The sequence below is a fragment of the Actomonas spartinae genome, assembly GCF_051209155.1.
Classification (GTDB): Bacteria; Verrucomicrobiota; Verrucomicrobiia; order Opitutales; family Opitutaceae; genus Actomonas.
Genome location: NZ_JBPJGB010000003.1, coordinates 198,365 through 217,255, shown reverse-complemented (window position 1 = coordinate 217,255; position 18,891 = coordinate 198,365). Strand labels below are relative to the sequence as shown.

9 protein-coding genes and 1 tRNA gene are annotated in these 18,891 nt (G+C 65.2%); 5 read left to right on the top strand and 5 right to left on the bottom strand.

What is annotated here, in order from left to right; translation table 11 throughout:
* Positions 1–13: 13 nt before the first annotated feature.
* Both AC0MRV_RS15885 and AC0MRV_RS15880 read left to right on the top strand, forming a co-directional pair.
* The gene (locus AC0MRV_RS15885) at positions 14–2,833 is read left to right on the top strand and encodes a hypothetical protein (protein WP_472765481.1); all 2,820 of its coding nucleotides are present in this window, start codon (positions 14–16) and stop codon (positions 2,831–2,833) included.
* Positions 2,830–3,570, top strand: coding sequence for a hypothetical protein (locus tag AC0MRV_RS15880; RefSeq protein WP_472765480.1), 741 nt, complete (start codon positions 2,830–2,832; stop codon positions 3,568–3,570). Before AC0MRV_RS15885 ends, AC0MRV_RS15880 begins: the two co-directional genes overlap by 4 nt.
* 223 nt (positions 3,571–3,793) lie before the next feature.
* Here the strand turns inward: AC0MRV_RS15880 and AC0MRV_RS15875 are convergent, their stop codons facing one another.
* The 4 genes from AC0MRV_RS15875 to AC0MRV_RS15860 form a co-directional block, all read right to left on the bottom strand.
* Positions 3,794–5,656: a hypothetical protein gene (locus AC0MRV_RS15875; RefSeq protein WP_472765479.1), complete on the bottom strand. Its 1,863-nt coding sequence runs from the start codon at positions 5,654–5,656 to the stop codon at positions 3,794–3,796.
* Between the two features lies 1 nt (position 5,657).
* Positions 5,658–8,780, bottom strand: coding sequence for a hypothetical protein (locus AC0MRV_RS15870; RefSeq protein ID WP_472765478.1), 3,123 nt, complete (start codon positions 8,778–8,780; stop codon positions 5,658–5,660).
* Positions 8,781–8,810: 30 nt separating this feature from the next.
* Entirely contained in the window at positions 8,811–10,775 is a 1,965-nt protein-coding gene (locus AC0MRV_RS15865) for a hypothetical protein (RefSeq protein WP_472765477.1), read from the bottom strand.
* A 280-nt stretch (positions 10,776–11,055) separates the two neighbouring features.
* Positions 11,056–11,496: a BLUF domain-containing protein gene (locus tag AC0MRV_RS15860; RefSeq protein ID WP_472765476.1), complete on the bottom strand. Its 441-nt coding sequence runs from the start codon at positions 11,494–11,496 to the stop codon at positions 11,056–11,058.
* Between the two features lie 128 nt (positions 11,497–11,624).
* Here AC0MRV_RS15860 and AC0MRV_RS15855 point away from each other — a divergent pair.
* From AC0MRV_RS15855 to AC0MRV_RS15845, 3 genes are all read left to right on the top strand, one after another.
* Positions 11,625–11,699: transfer RNA gene (locus AC0MRV_RS15855), tRNA-Met, on the top strand.
* A gap of 307 nt (positions 11,700–12,006) precedes the next feature.
* The gene (locus AC0MRV_RS15850) at positions 12,007–13,485 is read left to right on the top strand and encodes a Gfo/Idh/MocA family protein (protein WP_472765475.1); all 1,479 of its coding nucleotides are present in this window, start codon (positions 12,007–12,009) and stop codon (positions 13,483–13,485) included.
* A 224-nt stretch (positions 13,486–13,709) separates the two neighbouring features.
* A complete protein-coding gene (locus AC0MRV_RS15845; RefSeq protein WP_472765474.1) occupies positions 13,710–16,916 on the top strand; it encodes a CotH kinase family protein in 3,207 nt (1,068 codons plus the stop codon).
* A 27-nt stretch (positions 16,917–16,943) separates the two neighbouring features.
* On the opposite strand, the gene dxs is transcribed toward AC0MRV_RS15845, so the two are convergent.
* Positions 16,944–18,890, bottom strand: a complete 1,947-nt coding sequence (gene dxs / locus AC0MRV_RS15840) for a 1-deoxy-D-xylulose-5-phosphate synthase (protein WP_472765473.1) — start codon at positions 18,888–18,890, stop codon at positions 16,944–16,946.
* Position 18,891: the final 1 nt, after the last annotated feature.

Here is an 18,891-nt window from a genome sequence, read left to right as displayed (position 1 = left end):
GGCTTTGTTGTTGGTGATCACGCTGCTGACCTTGGTCACCTTGTTGGTGGTCAGTCTCGCGGTGATCACGCGCGTCGAAACGCAGCGTGGCGGAATGGCCACGCAGCAGGCCGCGGCGCGACAGAATGCGCGCTTTGCGTTGTCGGTCGCGCTGACGCAGTTGCAGGCCCTCGCTGGTTCGGATTACCGCGCCACGGGCCACGCGCAATTGGCCAGGGATGGGATGGTGCAGCCGCATTGGGCGGGCGTGTGGTCGACACAGAGTCCGTCCGCCGAACCATTGGGGTGGTTGGTCAGTGGGGAACAGCCAGACCCGGCCGTGGCGCCGTCGGAAAATACCCGCAGCGTCCTCTTGGTGCGCGGCCAAGAAGGTGACGGCGCCGGGGCTGACGCGGTGCGGGTTCCGTGGGTGCCGCTGCCCGCGGACGAGACCGCGACGATGCCGGGCGGAGGTTTTGCTTACTATGTCTCCGACGAAGGAGTGAAGGCGACCATCGCGGCCGCGCGCCAACCCGGATACACGCCAATGGTCTTCACCGATCAACGCGCGCCTTTGCTGGGCGGCGCTTACGGCGTGGGCTTTGAGGAGGTGGTGGGTTTTGAGCAGACGGATGGGACGGTGCAGGCCCGGCTCGAGAATGTATTGGATCGGAACCAGTGGCCGGCCGTGGACGCAGCCATCGCGCCGGCGGTGGTCCGCACGCGTTGGCATGACTACACGGCTTGGAGCCGCGGACTCTTGGTCGATCCGATGCGTGGTCGTTTGAAGCAGGACCTGTCGCTCGACGGTGCCTCGCTCATTCCGGGGCTGGCGGCGTATCAAACGTTGTCGACGCCAGCTCGCAGCGCGCAACTTGGACCGGTTTACCCGATTTCGGCTCCCACCGAATCGAACCAACTCGGTGATGGCATCGCTCCCTTGCTCACCCAGCTTGGGCTGCAATTCAGTGTGCACACCATCAGTGCCACCTCGCGCACCTTGGAGGTGCGGTTGCGATTTTATGCGGAGCTGGTGAATCCCTATTCCTCGGCGCTGGCGGGAGAGGACTTGCATCTGGTCATTGCGGGCCTGCCCGGCGACATCGAGGTCGAATCGCGGACGAGCGGGAGCAGTGCTGATCACGGTGTCGCGACCGTGAGCTTGGCGGGTTTGTATGCGCTGCATACGAATTCCGAAGGGAGCCCCGCGATCGAGTTTGAGCTGCCCTTTGGTGCAAGCCGCTGGGAACCAGGTCGGGTCTTCACGTGGCGGTTGCCGTCGGGGAACACCATGGGGGAGGCGGCGAATCGGGTGCTCGAGTTTGATGCCGGCACGCGGACGAGTTACTGGCGGGAGCGCCCGGGGGGCGGGCTCGATGGACCCGATCCGTTGATCAACTCCAGCGAACTGCGTTTCAGCGGAGCTGAGGATTGGGCGCTGGTGGTTGAACTGCGGCGCGCCAATGGCGAGCTGCTGGCGCGGCATGCAATGCCGGAGTTTTATCCCGTTGAGACCGCGTGGCAGGATGCGAATTCCACCTTGCCCGACTTCGGACTAGAGGTGCGTTTCGTCGACCGCAGCGACGCGCAGGATGCCGACGGCGCATCGGCGTGGCTGCGTGAGACCTTGGTCTCGGACCCTCGTCGAATGAACTTCGACGCGCGTGATTGGGTGCCAACCACCGACCTCGAATCGGCATCCTATAACCTCGCGTTTGACCCGCCGAACTCGGCGGTCGAAGCGCGGCAGCTGTTTAACCGAGATCCGGTTGACCGGTCTTCGCTCAGCTATTACCAACCCGGCTACAACAGTGACGTGGCGCTCTTTGAGTTGCCGCGCGATCCGTGGACTTCGGTGGGTAGTCTGCAGCACCTGCCGTTCGCCAATGCGCCTGTTTACGATGTCGGCAATTCCTGGAGTTCGCGCAACGCGTGGTTCGATCGCTACTTCTTTTCCACGCGGCTCGACGCGACTGAATTCGATGAGCTCCCGCGCTCACCGCATGTGGGTCGCATTCCGGCTTGGGACGGCGTCGTCGCCGAAAGCGCCACGCAGGTATGGGTGCGGGATGCCTTTAACCTCAACAGCACGTCGGTCGCCGCGTGGCGGGCGGTGTTGCGGGGTCTTGGCACCGGCGGACAGCCTTACACGTTCGATTACGCGACGCACGATGCGGCTACCGGCGAGGTCAACGGTGTGGCCGCGGCCACGATTTCGAATCCGGTGGCGCGCTTCGCTCAGTCGGCCGGCGAGATGTGGGAGAGCACACCCAATCCGGCCAACTTTCAAGCGGGGCTGCGCACCTACCGCCGCGGCGTGCGCGAACTCACGGAGGCGCAGGTGGCCGGCTTGGCGGAACGAATCGCGGTGAATGTGTCCCGGCGTGGTGCGGACCGGGGACCGTTCCTCAGCGTGGAGGAATTCCTGGCGCCCGACAGTGGGTTGTTCGGCGGTCTGAATCCATTGGAGTATTCAATTCAGGAATACGACAGCGCCGCGCCGGTCGCTGATCGGATCCAATGGGATCACACCTTTCCGGCGGATCCGCTCAAAATCGATGTGGCGGCCCCGGCCTACCTGACCTCCGGTGACCTGATGACCGCGTTGGCACCGCTGCTCACGACCCGTTCCGACACCTTCGTGGTGCGGGCCTATGGCGAGGTTGGCGATCCGCTGGACTCCTCTCAGGCCGTGGCGCGGGCGTGGTTGGAGGCGGTGGTGCAACGCTATCCGGATCCGGTCGTTGCGTCGGAGTTTGCCGACGCGACCGGTGTGCAGATGAAGGCCGACGCGCAGTGGGGCCGGCGCTTTCGGGTGGTGCGGTTGCGCTGGCTCACGGAGGACGAATTATGATGACGCGACGATGGATGACGGTCCTGTGGGCTGGGTTGTGCTTTAGCTGGGGGCAGGCTCAAACGCCCGCCCGTGCGACGCTCGATTTCGAGTTTTCGATCATGGCGACCGAGCGACTTAGCGACTTCGCCTACGTTCAACTCAAGCCGGCGGCGCAGGGGAAACCGCGGCCCGTCGCGGCGGATTTTGACATCGTGCCGCTGCGGGTGAACTCGCAAGGGCGCAGTGATCTCCATCGGTTCAGTGGACCCGGTCCATTGCGGTTCGTGACCACCTCCGGCAGCGGCGATTCGCTCGCGGTGACGAAGGTGCTCGCGGTGGTCAATACTCCGGCGTCGCGCGGCCGTTCGTTGTTCGTGCTGCATCCGGGTGTCGAGTTTGGAACGTGGGACGTGATCGCGTTGGACGACGAACCGGAGGCATTTCCGTCCCGGCAGGCGCGGGTCATCCATCTCGCGGGCGAGCCGGTGGCGGTGTCATTGAACGGTGAGACGGTCACGCTGCGGGCCGCGCCGCAAGTGCTGCCGCCGCGCGCGTTCGGTGGGAGACTGAAACTCGGCGTCGCCATGGCGCGACAGGGTAGGCCGGTGCCGGTCTTTGATCAGACGCTCAGTGTCGGCGCCGACGAGCGGCTGCTGGTCGTCTTGTTGCCTCCTTACCGGGCGGGTGCCGACGTGCGCACGCGGGTGGTGCGGGATACGGTGGCCGCGCCTCCGGCAGCGTCAGTCGAAGATTAGCCAAGTCGGCGTCTGGAGTGCAGGTGACGATGAGCCGCAAGTCGACCGGGGTATCGTTGCGCACGCTGTGGCGCACACCGGGTTCGCGAGATGGTTCTGGTGGCGGCCGGGGCGTGGGATTTGAAAGAGAGCAGCATGCCTGCATGCCGGCGGTGCCGAGCGAAACTTAGATACGCGGACGCGTGGAATGTTTCGGTGTGCGTCACGGCCTTGGCGGTGTGACTCAGGTTTCGGGTTCGGTGAGCAGGAAAAACAGATCCCAGACCGACGCGCCGCCCCGCCATGCGGTGAGGCGGGCGCGGGTTTGACCATCGGGTCGGTGGCTCAGCAATAGGGTGCGATCGTCGAAGAAGTGCGCGGCGTTCACCGGATGGAGCGTCGGGCGAGGAGCCGCAAGCGTGCCGCGGGTGCGGGTGACCTGCAGGCGTGCCGCTGGCGCGAAAAGGAGCTGGGCCAGCTGGCGCCCCGCCGGTGTGAGGCGGTAGGTGGGCGTTTGCGCCCGCACCTCGCGCCGCACCAACGCGTGTTGGCGCAAGGCGGTGAGTTCGAGGCCAAGCAGAACGGCGTTGCCGAGTCCCGTCTGCACCTCCCACTGGGCTGCGGCGGGCAAGTGCTCCAAGCGCTGTTGAGTCTCGGGGGCGTCCAGGCGGGCGGTCAGTTCGGTGGTGGAGAAGGCAGCCAGGCTTCCGGCCTCGGGACCCGCAACCTGCCGGACCAGGGTGTCCAGTTCGAACAAGGCCCGGAGCACGAAGAGCCGCAGCGGAGCGAAATCGTAGGGCACCTCGGGTGGGGCCGGGCGCGGGCGATCGAGTTTGAGGAAGGCTGCAAACGGCGCGGGGAATTCGCGCTTGGGGGTGATGAGCGGCAGGTGAAAACCCTCGGTGGTTTCCACCACGACCGCCGCCCATTCGTCCTTGGCCTGCACAAACATCGAGACGCTGTGCACCCCGGCGAGGGTCTTGGTCACCAGCAGCCGGACATCCGGCGCGAAAAGCAAACCGAGCAGGTGGTCGACATCCGGTGCGGCCGCGGCGGCGGGCGCATCCAAGCCAGCGAAGGCGGTGACGGGGCCGCTCTCGAGTGGCGGGTCGGCGGCGGGCAGCACCATGGAAACGGCCGGCGTGGGTGAGGGCACCGCTCCGATGAGTTGCAGGCGGATCGCGTGTTCGAGCACTTGCTCGGAGGTCAGGTTTATCCGGGTGGGTGCCGGGGGCGGCGTGTTGGCCACGACGGGGGGCGGACGCGGCGCTGGCGGCGGAAGGGCGACCGTTTCGGCCGCAGGCGTGGCGGCGGAGACGGTGAAGGGACGCGGCGGGACGGCGGGGCCGAGTAGCTCCGCGGCGGTGGGGGGGATGTGCGGGTAGGCGCTGAGTGCGGCGAAAAGCTCACGGCTGGCCTGTAAGGGCTTGCCGGAAATCAGCCCCTGTTTTTCGCCGGCATCGAGCAGGGCGGCCAGCACCCGACCACAAAAGGCATCGATAGACATATGGAAGGCGTCGGACCCGATGTTGGCATCAGCGCGCACATTTGGGTTAAGGTTGCCGACCACGACGAGCAGACCGAACTGGTCCTGTGATCCCGGAATCCAGGCAATCTCGATCGCGCCAGTGGCGAAGGCGTCAGCACGACGCTTTGTCATGCGAGTGTGGATACAAGCGGCCTCGGCGCCCAGGCAGGGTAGTGCGCGCTGGACCTCCTCGCTCTGGGTGGCGTAGGGCGTGTGATTGGCGTAGTCGGTAAAACGGTGGCGTTGCACGAGTTGGTGGGCGCGTTGATGGCCGAGACTGAGGGGCGCGTTCACCGGCTGCATGACAACGGTGATGGTGAATTCGGGGCCGGTGCGCACGTAGCGGGGCAGGAAGAAGGTGGCGGCGGTGCCGGTCTCGTTGCGCTCGTGGCGCATCTTGGAGAAGCTATCGCGGGTGACGAGGGAGTGCTCGTGGTAGAGTTGCTCGGCGATGAACTTTCGGGCAAAGGTCTCGGCCTCATCCAGGTTGGTCGGCAGGCCGGCGGCGGTGACGGAGATGGTGCTGGCGAGCACGGCGAATAGCGGGACGAGCAGTCTGAGGAAGGCGGGCGGTTTCATGTCAGCGGCGCTCACGCAGGGTTTGACGGACATTGGAGCGGGCGGTCAGCAAACGCTCGCGCAGCACGGGGTCCGTGGTGGTGTCGAGCCGGGCCTCGAAGGCGGCGAGCCGTGCTTCCAGGACGGCGCGATCCTCGTGGGTGAGGGGCGGCAGGCGTTCCAGGCGGCGTGCGAGGATGGCGGATCCGTCGGTGACGCCGGCGAGGGTGGCGCCGGTGCCGATGTCGACGAGGGTGGAGGCGTTGAACTGGGTGGGGTCGATGTCGAGGCCCTGGGACTTGAAGAAATTCGGATCGTAGAGGTTCACGACGTGCCCGACGCCGCTCATGACCGTGTCGGCCGCTGCGATGATCGGGCAGGCCATCACGGTTTTTTTCGCGGCCCAGCCGCCGCCCTCGGCGAGGATGGCCTGGGTCATGTCCTCGCCGCCGTTGGTGCGGGCGCGGACGCGTTCGCCGACCTCGTAGACCGCCCAGAGTTCGCCGACGGTGGAGATGGCGTTGGTGATGCCATTGACGACGCGGCGGCCGCCGAGCAGGCGTTTGGCGGTGGTCTGGAAGGCGGTGGCGCGGCGGGTGAGGTCGTCCAGTTTGTCGAGCTTGCGGGTGGCGTCCTCGAGCACGCCGGCGAAGAACTTGCGGTCGTTGCCGCTGAGTTTGCCGCGGGCTTCGGCGATGAGTTCGCGCAGGTTGGCGGCGTAGCGCTGGACGTCGCGCACGTCGGTGTTGGCGTCGCGGTAGGCCTCGGTGAGGGCGCGGTAGTCGACCATGATGCGATCGAGGATGCCCTTGCCGATCTCGGTGGTGAATTCGTTGGCCAGGCCGTTGAGGGCGAGGGTGGGCGACATGACCGGCTCAGCGGCTTGGTAAGCGGCGGTGGTGCCCTCCTTGTTGCCGACCCCCGCGAGCAGGTAGCGGTCGACGGCGGTGATTTCCTGCGCCTGCTTTTCCTGCACCGCGGCCATGATGCGGCGCCGGGCGAGAGCGAGGTCACCGTGGAGGCGGTTTTGGGAATCGACGAAAACCTCGTCGTCGAGGATGGCGACCAGGTCGAGGCGATTGGAAGCCCCGAGGCGTTGGGCGACTTTGAGCAGGGCGCCGTAGGCGGCGAGGAGCTGGGTGTTGGCGCGGGCGTCGAGTTCGAGCTGCACCTGCTGTTGGAACTTCGGGTCGTTGAGGCGGGCCTGGTAATCGGCCTCCAGACGGGCGCGCTGGGCGGCGACGGCCTCGCGTTCGACGGCGGCGAGGGCCTCGTTGGGGCTTTGGCGGTAGAGCGCGATGAGGCGTTCGAGGCGATCGGGGGGCAGACCGTAGTCATCGGGGCAGGGATTGCGCTCGCGCAGCTCGGCGGCGATTTCCGCGTCGGTCATGGTGCTGCCGTCCCAGTTGATGCGCAGGTTGACCACCTCCTGTGGCAGCACGTCGCCGCTGAAGACCAGGGGTTCGAGGTAAGCGTAGCCGCCGAAGTTGTAGGCGCGGGGGGCGTTAAACCGCAGGGTGTAGCGGGCCGTGTCGCCGGGGGCGAGGGAACGGCGCTTGAGCGTGGCGACGTCACGATTCTCCTCGTGGTAGTTGGTGAGGCCGACGTCGAAGCTGGCGGGCGCGCCGGTTGTGGCGGTGTTGCGCACAGTGAGCGTGACGCTGACGACCTCGCCGGGGTCGGGGCGCTGCGGCTCCACCACCACCTGGACCAGTTGCAGTCGGTCGCCGTCGCCGGAGGTGGCGAGGGCTTCCTCCTCGGCGGCAAATTCGGCGAGGACGGTGGCAGGATCCTGATCGGTGAGCGCGGCTTCGGTGAGCAGGTCGACCTCGGCGGGAGACAGGCCGGTGTCAGTGGGGATGGCGTTGGCAATGGCGGCAGCGGCGCGGGCGGCGCTTTGTTGGCCGAGCTGGGTGAGCTGGGCCTTCGGGGTGGTCGGGCCGGATTCGTCACGGGGATGATCGGCCGTTCCGTCGGGCGGGCCGCCGCTCTCCGGGGGTGGAGGGCGAGTGGGCGGCTTGGTGCCGCCCGGCGGGGTCCATCGGGCGGTGAGGTAGCCGGTGGCATTGGCGGCGGCCACCATGCCGTCCATCACGCCGTAGGCTTCCTCGCGCATGGCTTGATAGAAGCGCGGAGCGTCGTCGCGAGTGAGCTTGCCCGTCGGGGTGTCGCGGTTGATCGAGACGTGGACGTAGTTGCCGGCGGATTTGTCCGGATACCAGATGACGGAGAGCGATTGGCGGACAAAATTCTGCTGCTGCCGCGTGCTCTGCCCCTGGGCAGACATGGTCACGGTGAAGTAGCCCGGACTGACGCCGGAACCGAGGAAGGACTCGCCGCGCGATGACCAGCCGGCAGCGGGATCGAAGCTGGCGAGCGGCGGCATTTCGACTTGGTGGGTCCGCCAATAACTGGTGCTGCTGCGGAGGTGTAACTTGCCGCTGATCGAGACGGTGGTGCCGCCCTTGGCCGCGTCCAGGAGCGTGTGACTGGGGCCGTAGCCGACCGAGACGCTGGACCGGTAGTCATAGCCGGAGATCGCCGGGTTGGAGAGAGGCTCAAGCGGAGGCAGGGAGAGTCCGGTTCGCTTGGCTGCGTGGTCGGCGACGGCCTGGGCGAAGCCCAGAAACGCCTCCTGTCGCCGGGCATCAAGCTCCCGTCCGTCCGGCGGGGCACTGGAGTCGTCGGCGGCATTGGCGTAGAAGCGGGTGCCGGACACGTAGGACACGATCTCGCTTTGGGGAGCGGTGATGCCGACGGAGAGGGAGTGCCATCCGGTGCTCAGGTCGGCGGGCAGGGTGAGCTTGCGCAAAAAGCGCGTCTGGAACGTGCCCATGCGGTCACGGAATTCGAGCACCTCGCGGTGCACGGGTGCGTCGTCGATCCGAATCTCAATGTCGGTGCGTTCGCGGAAACGGCCGGACCACTTGGCTTCGAATCGCACTTCGGCGAGGTATCCGGCGGTGAGTTGGGGGATGGCGGGTGAAGAACCGTTGTCGACACTGACGTCGTCGATTTCGAGACGCAGGGGTTCGGCGGCGCGGACGGCCGTGGCGCAAGCGATGAGGCCCGCGAGGATCGCGGTCAGACCGAGGTTGTTGAGCGCCGGGCGCCGGGAAGGGCGGCGCGGATGGAGTGCTTTCATCACCGGAAGCGGACGCGTGGTGAGAGGGGCTCAGTAGTCGAAGCGCCAGATGCCCTTGATACGCTTGAACCAGATGTAGTGTTCGCCGCCGGAGGCCTTCTTGGTCATGACCAAGTGCCAGTCGGCGTTTTCTTCACGCACGCCGGTGATGGTGCGGTCGGACTGGAAATAACCGGCCAAGGTCTCCTTGGGCACGCGGTAGTTGAGGTATTCGCGCATGGTGCCCGCGGGGTCGTCGAGGGCGTCGGCTTCGGTGAGGTCGGCGTCAGGGATCTCGTCCCGGAAGCTCCGGCAGAAGTTCTGTATCGCCTTGTCGGTCAGGTGGACGATGACCCAGTCCCAATCGGCGGCGGCGACCGCATCGGCCAGGGCGAAGTAAGCGTCCTCGGAAGTGGCGGGTTCGGTGCGGTGGTTCCGCGCGGGCGGCGGCGTAGGGACGGCGGTGGCGGTGCCGGGGCGTTCGACGACGGTGGTGGCGTGGGCCGTGCGCAGCACCTCGTTGAAGTGCCGTTCGGCGAGCTGATTCTGGGACTCCGGGGCGGTGAAGCTCACGGTCGCAACGACCGGGCCCGGCAGGTCGAGCACGACGAAACGGAAGTGTTGCGGTTCGGCTCCGCGGTTGAGGGTGAAGTGCAGGGTATGGGCTTTGAGGCCGTTGATCGTGGTGCTGCCGGTGGCGATGAGTTCGGCGGCGGAGGAGCCGTGAACCTGCGCGAGCAGATCGTCGCGCACGGAGTCGACCGTCTGGCCGGCGCTGCGCATGATGCTCTGGTTCACCAACACGATCTTGGGGGACGGGGCATTCGGGTCGGCCCACTGGCTCTGCCCCTCTGATCGTTGGGCGAGTTCGTAGTTGCTGGGAAAGGCAAACTCCAGGCCGGCATCATCGACAACGAGTGACCGGTAGCCGGCGGCCGGTCTCGTGTCGGCTGTCGGAGCCGCGGGCAGGCGCACCGGATTCGACGGCATGCGGGGCATCACGGGCGCGGTGTTGGTGACGGCGGTGCTGTTGGTGGAGGACTTGCTTTTAATGCTGAGAATGGCTTCGCGCATGGCCGGTCCGGCGCTGTCGCGGCCGAGCTCGGCGAAGTAGCCGTAGGCGAGAACGAGGGACTTCCCATCGGTGACGCCGAGGATCATAAGCTCCGCGGTTTGGCTGCCGAGTTGTCCGCCGAAGCGCGTGAAAAGCACGTTGGTGTCGCCGTTGCGGTGAGGCGAACGTTCGCGTTCGTGCCAGCCTTCACCGAAGTTGTTCGCAATCTGGGCGACCGTCTGGTCGAGGAAGTTCGCGCGGTCGCCGACTTGGCCGCTGACGTCGAGCCAAGTGAGCTCCATGGCAGCCCCTTTCTCGGGGAGGGCATAGCCGAGGCCGGGGGACTGACTGGCCTGGGTGGATTGCCAACCGGCGGGCGGGAGGAACGAGAAGGCCGTTTCCCCGATGTCCTGGCGCCCGGAAGGCAAAGGGGAGGTCGTGCTGGCGGCCGGCCCCCAGCCGGTTTGCGCGAGCGACGGGGTGGCTGCGCTCGCGCCGCCGGGTGCCTGCAGGCTGACCAAGGCCCGTTCAAATTCCGGGGCCCCTGCAGCGGTGTCGATGGCATGAATAATGAAACCCTGCTGGCCGTCCGCGTAGAACACGGCCTGCACCCGGATCTGCATGCCGTCGGCGAAACTCTGGTAGCGACGGAAAGTGCAGGAGCGGCCGGCAATCGTGCGCATGTTCTCCTGCTGGAGATTCAGGTTGCCGAGAGCCTGCAGCATCTGGGCCTCGTAGCCCGCGATGAAGTCGGTGGCGGAACCGTGACCGGGACGACGCACGACCTGGATCGTGCCATTGCCGTCGGGGCGGTCGGCCTGGAGCAGAATGTCGGGGGCGCCTGCGGGGCGGTGGACATTGAAGTTGCCCGGGACCTCGAGCTGGTAGCCGGTGTCGGCGATGGTAACTGATTTGGCAGAAAGGCAGACGGGCGTCAGCGTGAGGGCCAGTATACCGGTCAAACCCGGGAGGAAGCCAAGAAGGCGACGATGACGACGGAAGGGGGAAAACAACACGGGGAGCTCCTTTCACTGTTCCGATCCGCCGAATACGGACCGTGCGCCGGAACAGTGGTTTGGGAGCGCCTCGAAAGGCCGCCGTCAGGCACGCAGGAGGATTATGGCATGAACATACTATTCTCAAGCGAAGCGCATGCGCATAATTTGCTTAAAACTATGCGTTTATGGAAAGGAAACGGATGGCGCCAGGGCGACTTTCCAAGTGCTGACAGCGTGGAAGGACTCAGGCTTTGGCAATGCTCACCATCAAGGTGTAGACGTCACTCGCGTGCGAGCGCAGCCGGGCAAGATCCTGGGAACCGCTGCTCCCGAGGTCGCTGTAGCCGTCCAATCGAGCCAGTTGGCCGGCGTTCAGGGAAGGAAAGCCCATGGTCCACGCCGGGAAGTGTCGCTCCGTGATGCTCAGATCTCTGAGCTTGATGACATCGTGGTGGCGCGGATCCGCGGCGATCCGGGAGAATGTGGTCTCGACGGCATCCGGCGGCCCCTCGAGCAACTGGAAGAAATGGCGGCGGATGTGGACCAAGATGCCTGTGAGGCCATTGCGGCTGTTGTTGCGCCGGGACGCCTCCAAAATTGCCGCCAGCTCCTCGTCGCCAAACGCGTGAACTGCGCGGCTCATGTAGACCAAACAACGTAGCGGCGATGCCGGTGGGGCGTCCATGCGGGCGACTTCGGCGCACCTGCCGATAACTGAAGCCGAATTTGATTCGGGAGGGGGCTCGGAAAAACTCCCGGGCCGGTGCTTGACAACCCCCGGGCAGGGATTTTGCCTCCGCCTTCCCACTGAACGGCAGGGTAGCTCAGGGGTAGAGCAGAGGACTCATAAGCCTTTGGTCGCGGGTTCAAATCCCGCCCCTGCCACCAGCGTCGCTGACGCGACAAATCTTCGGGGGGTGGGATTTTCACTCGCGATCGCGGGTGTCGGGCAATCGAGCTGCGCTCGAAGAACAAACCCGCCCCTGCCACCAGCCTTCGCTGAAGCTTCGGCTGGCGAGGCCAGCCAGTGCGAAAGTGGAGGCTGCCCGCCGAAGCTCCTAGAGCGAAGGAGGGCTGGCGAGGGGGGCTACACCACAAGATGGCGCAAGTGGTGAGGAGGACAGTCAAAGTCGATGCGGAGGCGATGGACATGAGGGCGTCCGGGGATCAGGTTGGTTTGTCTTCTACCCCTGCCATGTCTCCCCAACACATCCCCTTCGTGTCGGTGGCGCCCACGCGTCGCCAATTTGTGAAATCTGCCGCGCTCGCCGGTTTCGGGATTGCGTTAGCCTCGCAACTGGGCGCGCAGGTCGCGAACCGGCGTCGGCGCTACGCCATCGTGGGCACGGGATCACGTTCCCGTTTTTATCAGCGGGCGATCGAGGGCGACTATCGTGACACAAGTGAGTTGGTTGGGTTGTGTGATCTGAATTTCGGGCGCGTCGAACTCGCCCGCCAGCGCTCGGCCGAAACCGGCGGCGCCGTTCCTCCCGGCTACGCGCACACCGATTTCGAGAAGATGATCGGTGAGACCAAGCCCGACATCGTCATCGTCACGACCAAGGACGCGACCCACGACGATTACATCGTGCGAGCGCTGGAGGCCGGGTGCGATGTGATCACGGAAAAGCCGATGACGACCACGGCCGAGAAGGTCACTCGCGTGCAGGAGGCCGTCGAACGCACCGGGCGCAGCGTGCGGGTCGCGTTCAACTACCGCTACTCACCGGCGCGCAGCCAGGTGAAGCAGTTGCTGATGGAGGGCGCGATCGGTGACTTGCTATCGGTCGACTTTCACTGGCTGCTCAATACGCACCACGGCGCCGACTATTTCCGTCGCTGGCACGGTGAAAAGAAGAACTCCGGCGGGCTCATGGTGCATAAGGCGACCCATCACTTCGATTTGGTCAACTGGTGGCTGGGCTCGAATCCGGTCGAGGTGAGCGCCTTTGGCAAACGCGAGTTCTACACGCCAGAGATGGCGCGTCGCCTGGGACTCGAGAGTCATCACGAGCGCTGCCATACGTGCCCGGAAGGCGACAAGTGCAGCTTCCGTCTCGATCTCGCGGCCAACGCCGGCCTAAAGGCGCTCTACCTCGACCAGGAGAAATATGACGGCTACTTCCGCGACCAGTGTGTCTTTAATCCGCGTATCGATATCGAGGATACGATGAACGTGATGGTGCGTTACGAGAACAACGTGACCATGTCCTATTCGCTGAACGCCTTCAACTCGTGGGAGGGTTACCAGATTGCGTTCAACGGCACGCAGGGACGGATCGAGCACCAGATCGTGGAGCAGATTTACGTCAATGGCACCGACGCGGTGCAGGGCGGAATCTCCCGCGGCGGCATTTCGACCCGGGTGATCCCATTGCGCGGCGCGGCGACCGACATTGAGCCGTGGGTGAGTTCCGGCGGTCACGGCGGTGGCGACAAGGTGCTGCTCGACGACCTCTTCCTGGCGAACCCGCCGGTCGACCCGTTGGGCCGCGCCTCGGATGAACGCGGCGGCGCGGCCTCTGTTTTGGTCGGCGCGGCGGCCAATCATTGTTTCGCCCACGGCGGCTCCGTGCGTCTGGACGATATCGCTCCGGGATGGCGCCGACCCGAATACATCGCGATGCCGGGGCGGGATTACCCGATCAAAATGCCACGCTCTCGCCAGACTTAAGGAAGTCGGAGCCAAGCGGTCGGGTTGGCCCAAAATGCAAGTCGTTTTCGGACGACTGACCGGTGTCGCGGGAACACCGAAAAATAAGCGATTCAAGCACTTGACGAGATGACTTGGGTGATTACCTCCGTGCATCCGTAGCGGGTTTTGGCGGCTCATTTGTCGAGTCAGTCACTTCCCGGACCCCGTCTGGCCCGGGCGTCGATCACTTCATTTCCCTGAATATGAATCGTTCGTATTGGACCACTCGCTCCGTTGATTTCGGCTGCGCGCTTCGCTCGGTGGTGAAGGCGTGGATGTTCGTTTTTTTCCTCTCGGTCGCAGGGGCTCAACCCGTGATCACCGAGTTCATGGCGTCCAATGATGAGACGCTCGCCGATGAGGACGGGGAGTTCGAGGATTGGGTCGAAATCCACAACCCCGGCGCCGCTGCCATTTCGCTCTCGGGCTGGTTTCTGACCGACAAGGCCGACAACCTCACCAAGTGGATGTTTCCGCCCGTCTCGGTTCCGGCCGGGGGCTATTTGGTGGTCTTCACTTCGGGCAAGGATCGCATCGACCCCGGCGCCAACCTGCATACGAACTTCAGCCTCAGTGCCGGCGGCGAATACCTCGGCCTGGTGCAGCCGGACGGTGTCACCGTGGTTTCCGAATACGCCCCGGAGTTTCCGCCGCAGGTAACGGACGTGTCCTACGGCATCGCGAGCGGTGGAAACGGCCAACCGGGTTACCTCGCAAACCCGACGCCGGGCTCGGCCAACGGCGGTGCGCAGGACATCGTGCTGGAGGAGAGCGTCACCTTCGATACGGGGTCGACCACCTTTGTCGGTTCGATTCAAGTGAGCCTGACCGGCGCCTCAGACGGTCAGGTGATCCGCTACACGATTTCGCCGCCCTCCGAGGTGGGGGGCGACGTGCCCGATCCGACGGCGGACTCGCCGGCCTACCTTGGCCCGCTCACGATCACAGAAAGCAGTGTGGTCAACGCGGCCGTCTTCTCCGCCAATGGCAAGAGCCACGGCGTGATCACGACGATCCAGCTCCTGGAGCTCGATGGTGACGGCGGCACGGCGATGCAGTCTTTCACGAGCACGATGCCCGTGGTGGTGATGGATAACCATGGATACGGTCCGATGAACCGCCGCGGGGAGCGGAGTGGCGAACGCGTGGGCTGGATCTACACCTTTGAGCCCGGAGTCGACGGACTGACGCGTTTGGCGAACGGCGCCGACGCCAGCAGTCTGGTCGACATGGCGGTGCGGGGGCAAAGCTCGTCACTGTATCCAAAACAAGGATTCAAGTTCGATATGCGCAACGACTGGGGGAAGAAGACCCCGTTCAATTTTCTGGGTCTCGGCGCCTTCGACGAGTGGAACATTGTGGCGCCCTACCAGTGGGACACGGCCTTCATTCGCAATGCCTATGCCTACGGGGTGAGCAACGCAATGGGGCGCTGGGCGGCGCGCACCCGCTTGGCGGAAGCCTTTCTCAACCAGGGCACGGACGGCCTCACCTACGATGACTATCACGGCGTGGTCTTCGTGGCCGACAAGACCGACGTGGAGCCCGGGCGCATCGACCTCGTGGAGCTCGACTCCGAGGACAATGAAGGCGAGGCCGTGACGGGTGGTTATCTGCTGCTGATCGACGAGGTGGACGAGGACAAATACCACTGGAAGACCGAGCGGGGCTACCCGTCGACCTTTGATTCCGTGCTGCAAGTCGACACACCGAAAATCGATGATCTCTCGGAGGCCCAGCGCGACTTCATCGTGGATTACACGCAGCGGTTGGAAGACGCACTCTACGCGGATGAAGCGGCGGGTTGGGCCCGTCGACGTTATCTCGAATACGTCGACCGCGGCTCATGGGTGGACCACCACCTCTTGAATGTGTTGTTCAAGAACCCGGATGCGTTCTGGCGCAGCGCCTATCTGCAGAAAGACCGCGGCCAGCGGATGGTGGCCGGGCCGATCTGGGATTTCGATCGCACCTTCGAGTCGGCCGATCCGCGCGACGATGAATGGAATAAGTGGAGCCCGAAGGAATTCACCACCCAAGGGATCGCGATCGACTACTGGGACCTCGGTTGGTGGGGCGTGCTCGCGCAGGATCCGGATTTTATGCAGGCTTGGGTCGACCGTTGGCAAAGCCTGCGCGCGACGGGGCCGCTGCGGCACGAGGCGCTCGTGCAGCGCATGAACGACTACCGCGCTTTGGTCTCGACCGACGCCGCGGCGCGCGATGCGGCGAAGTGGCCGGAGAACGTTTCCCGGTATGGTAGTTTTGCCGCCGAGCTGGATGGCATGGAAACTTGGCTGACCTATCGCGCCGGGTGGATCGATCTGCAGTTTCCCGCGCGACCGTCGGTCAGCCAAAATGGGGATGGCAGCATCACGCTCACACCGCCCGACGGCACCCAAGTGATCTACACGCTCACCGGGGCCGATCCGCGCATGCGGGGCGGTCGGCGCGCGCCGGATGCGATCGTTGTGTCGGGCCCGGTGACGCTGCCCGCGGGAGCGTTGTATCGGGCGCGCACCTACGACGAGAACCGCACGAATTTTCCGACCAGCAAATGGAGTGGGGCTATTCCCGGAACGGTCGGCGCGCCCTACGCGCCGCATCCGCGGCTTTCCAACCTGTCCACGCGCACGGCGTTGAAGGCGGGCGATGACGTGGTGATCGGCGGTTTTGTGGTGGAGGAAACGGACGGCAAGACCGTGTTGATCCGCGGGGTGGGACCGACGCTGGCGAATTGGGGCGTCGACGACCCGTTGGCCGATCCCGTGATCAAGATCTTCAACCAAGACGGCGAGTTGGTCGCGACGAACGAGCGTTGGGAGGACGATGCGTCAGCCGACCGATTGCCCGAACTGGCGGCGCAGTTGGGTGCTTTCCCTTTGCTCGAAGGATCGGCGGATGCGGCGACGATCGCGACGCTGCCGGCCGGTAACTACTCCGTCCACTTGCGTAGTGCCACCGGTCAGGCCGGCACGGCGTTGCTGGAAATCTACGAAGAAAACGACATTGGCTCGGTGCTGAATCTCTCCATGCGCGGCACGGCCGAAGGGGACGACAATCCCTTGGTCGCCGGTTTTGTGGTCACCGGCTCGGAACCGAAGCGACTTTTGATCCGCGCGGTGGGTCCGACCATCGGCGACTACGGGGTAGAGGGTGTGTTGGAAAATCCGCGTCTGGTCTTCCGCCGCCTGAACGAAATGGTCGCGGAGAACGACGATTGGGCCGACGCGCCGAACAAGGACGCCATCGTCGAGGCTTCCGCTTACGTGGGCGCCTTTGAACTGGCGGAAGGCACGCGTGACTCGGTCCTGCTCGTGACCGTCGAACCCGGGCTGTATTCGGCGTCGGTTTTCGGGGAAGGTGGCGCCTCGGGGGCGGCGCTTGTCGAGGTCTACGAAATTCGATAGCGATCCGCCTTTCGTTGGGCCGGTGCCTCAGGCGTCGGCTTCGACCGGGATCGAGGAGATGCGGCGCCAGCGGGCCATGACCCGGGCGTGGATGTCGTCCGGGGCGAGGCCGTGGGCGGCGCGCAGGGTGGCGACGTCGCTGCCGTGTTCCACAAATGTATCCGGCCATCCGATACGTTCGACCGCCGTGTGGACGTCGGCGTCCTGCAGGGTCTCGAGCACGGCGGAGCCAAATCCGCCGGAAACGACGTGGTCTTCCATGGTCACGATCAGCCCGAGCTGTTTGGCTTGGGCGAGCAGCAGATCGGCATCGAGCGGCTTGGCGAAGCGGGCGTTGACGACACCGACGGACAGGCCTTCTTCGGCCGCGATGCGGGCGGCGAGCGCAAGGGCTTCGCCCACCATGGGACCCAGCGCCCAAATCACGATATTGGTGCCTTCCTGCACGATCTCAGCCTTGCCGATAGGCAGGGCGGCGGGCACGGCCTTGAGCTCAATGCCTTCGCCGGCTCCACGCGGATAGCGGATGAATGCCGGGCCATCATGCGTGAGGGCGGTGTGCAGCATGTCGACGAGTTCGTCCTCGTGGCGCGGTTGCATCACGACGACGCCGGGCACGCAGCGCAGGTAGGAAATGTCGAACAGACCGTGGTGGGTCGGACCGTCGTTGGCCGAGAGGCCGGCGCGGTCCATGCAGAAGGTCACCGGCAGGTTTTGCAGCGCGACGTCGTGGACGATCTGGTCGTAACCGCGTTGCAGAAAGGTCGAGTAGATGGCGCAGACCGGTCGCAGGCCCTTGGTGGCGAGACCGGCGGCAAACAGCACGGCGTGTTCCTCGGCGATGCCGACATCGAAGAACTGTTTCGGGCAACCTTTCGCGAGGTGCGTGAGGCCGGTGCCGGCCGGCATGGCGCCGGTGATGCCCACGACGCGGGAGTCGGCTTGGGCAAAGCGCGTAAGGGCTTGGCCGAAGACGTCCTGGTAATTGGGCGGGCCACCGCTGGAACGGGCGCTTTCGCCGGTCTTGGGATCGTAGGGGCTGGCGCCGTGAAATTTTTCGGGCGAGCGGATCGCCGCTTCCAGGCCTTTGCCCTTCTTGGTGATCACGTGCAGCAGCACCGGCGTGTCGCAGTCGCGGGCGAACTCGAGGTTCTTGATGAGCTCTTCCTGATCGTGCCCGTCCACCGGACCGACGTAGCGCAGGCCGAATTTCTCGAACAAGGAGGACTCCATGAAGAAGTCCTTCGTTTCCCGCTTCCACTTCATGTAGACGCGGTGCATGTCGTTGCCGCCCGGGAGGCTGGTGAAGAAGCGCTCCAGATCGTGGTGGATCTTGTTGTAGGTCGGGTTGGTGGAGAGACGGTTGAGGTAGTGGGCGATGGCGCCGACGTTTTTGGCGATCGACCACTCGTTGTCGTTGAGGATGACGACGAGGCGTTTGGTGGAGGCCACGACGTTGTTGAGCGCTTCGAGGGTGACGCCGCAGGTGAAGGCCGCGTCGCCGCAGACCGCGACCACATGCTCATCGCTGCCGCGCAGGTCGCGGGCCGTGGCCATGCCGAGGGCGGCGCTCAGGGCGGTGCCGGCATGCCCGGCGCCGAAGGCGTCGTGTTCGCTCTCGGAGCGGGCGAGGAAGCCGCTGGCGCCATCGGTCTGGCGCAGGCCACGGAAAAACGCTCCGCCGCGACCGGTGAGCAGTTTGTGCACGTAACCCTGGTGCGCGACGTCGAAGACAAACTGGTCGGTCGGCGTGGAGAACACGCGGTGCAGGCCGATGCACAGTTCGACCACACCCAGGTTGGGGCCCACGTGGCCGCCGTTGACGGAGGTGACCGCGATGATCTCGTCGCGAATCTCTTGCGCAAGTTGCGGCAGGGCGGCGGGGGGGAGGGCCTTGACGTCATCCGGACCTTTGATGGTCGGCAACAGAGGCGAAGAGGAGAAGGGGGCCGCGTCGGGGGCGGAAGAGCTCATC

Excerpts from the sequence above, each read along its gene's own strand:
- AC0MRV_RS15845 (WP_472765474.1), top strand. The coding sequence starts at position 13,710 with ATGAATCGTTCGTATTGGACCACTCGCTCCGTTGATTTCGGCTGCGCG.
- AC0MRV_RS15860 (WP_472765476.1), bottom strand. The coding sequence starts at position 11,496 with ATGGACGCCCCACCGGCATCGCCGCTACGTTGTTTGGTCTACATGAGC.
- AC0MRV_RS15870 (WP_472765478.1), bottom strand. The coding sequence starts at position 8,780 with ATGAAAGCACTCCATCCGCGCCGCCCTTCCCGGCGCCCGGCGCTCAAC.
- AC0MRV_RS15850 (WP_472765475.1), top strand. The coding sequence starts at position 12,007 with ATGTCTCCCCAACACATCCCCTTCGTGTCGGTGGCGCCCACGCGTCGC.
- AC0MRV_RS15880 (WP_472765480.1), top strand. The coding sequence starts at position 2,830 with ATGATGACGCGACGATGGATGACGGTCCTGTGGGCTGGGTTGTGCTTT.
- AC0MRV_RS15875 (WP_472765479.1), bottom strand. The coding sequence starts at position 5,656 with ATGAAACCGCCCGCCTTCCTCAGACTGCTCGTCCCGCTATTCGCCGTG.
- dxs (WP_472765473.1), bottom strand. The coding sequence starts at position 18,890 with ATGAGCTCTTCCGCCCCCGACGCGGCCCCCTTCTCCTCTTCGCCTCTG.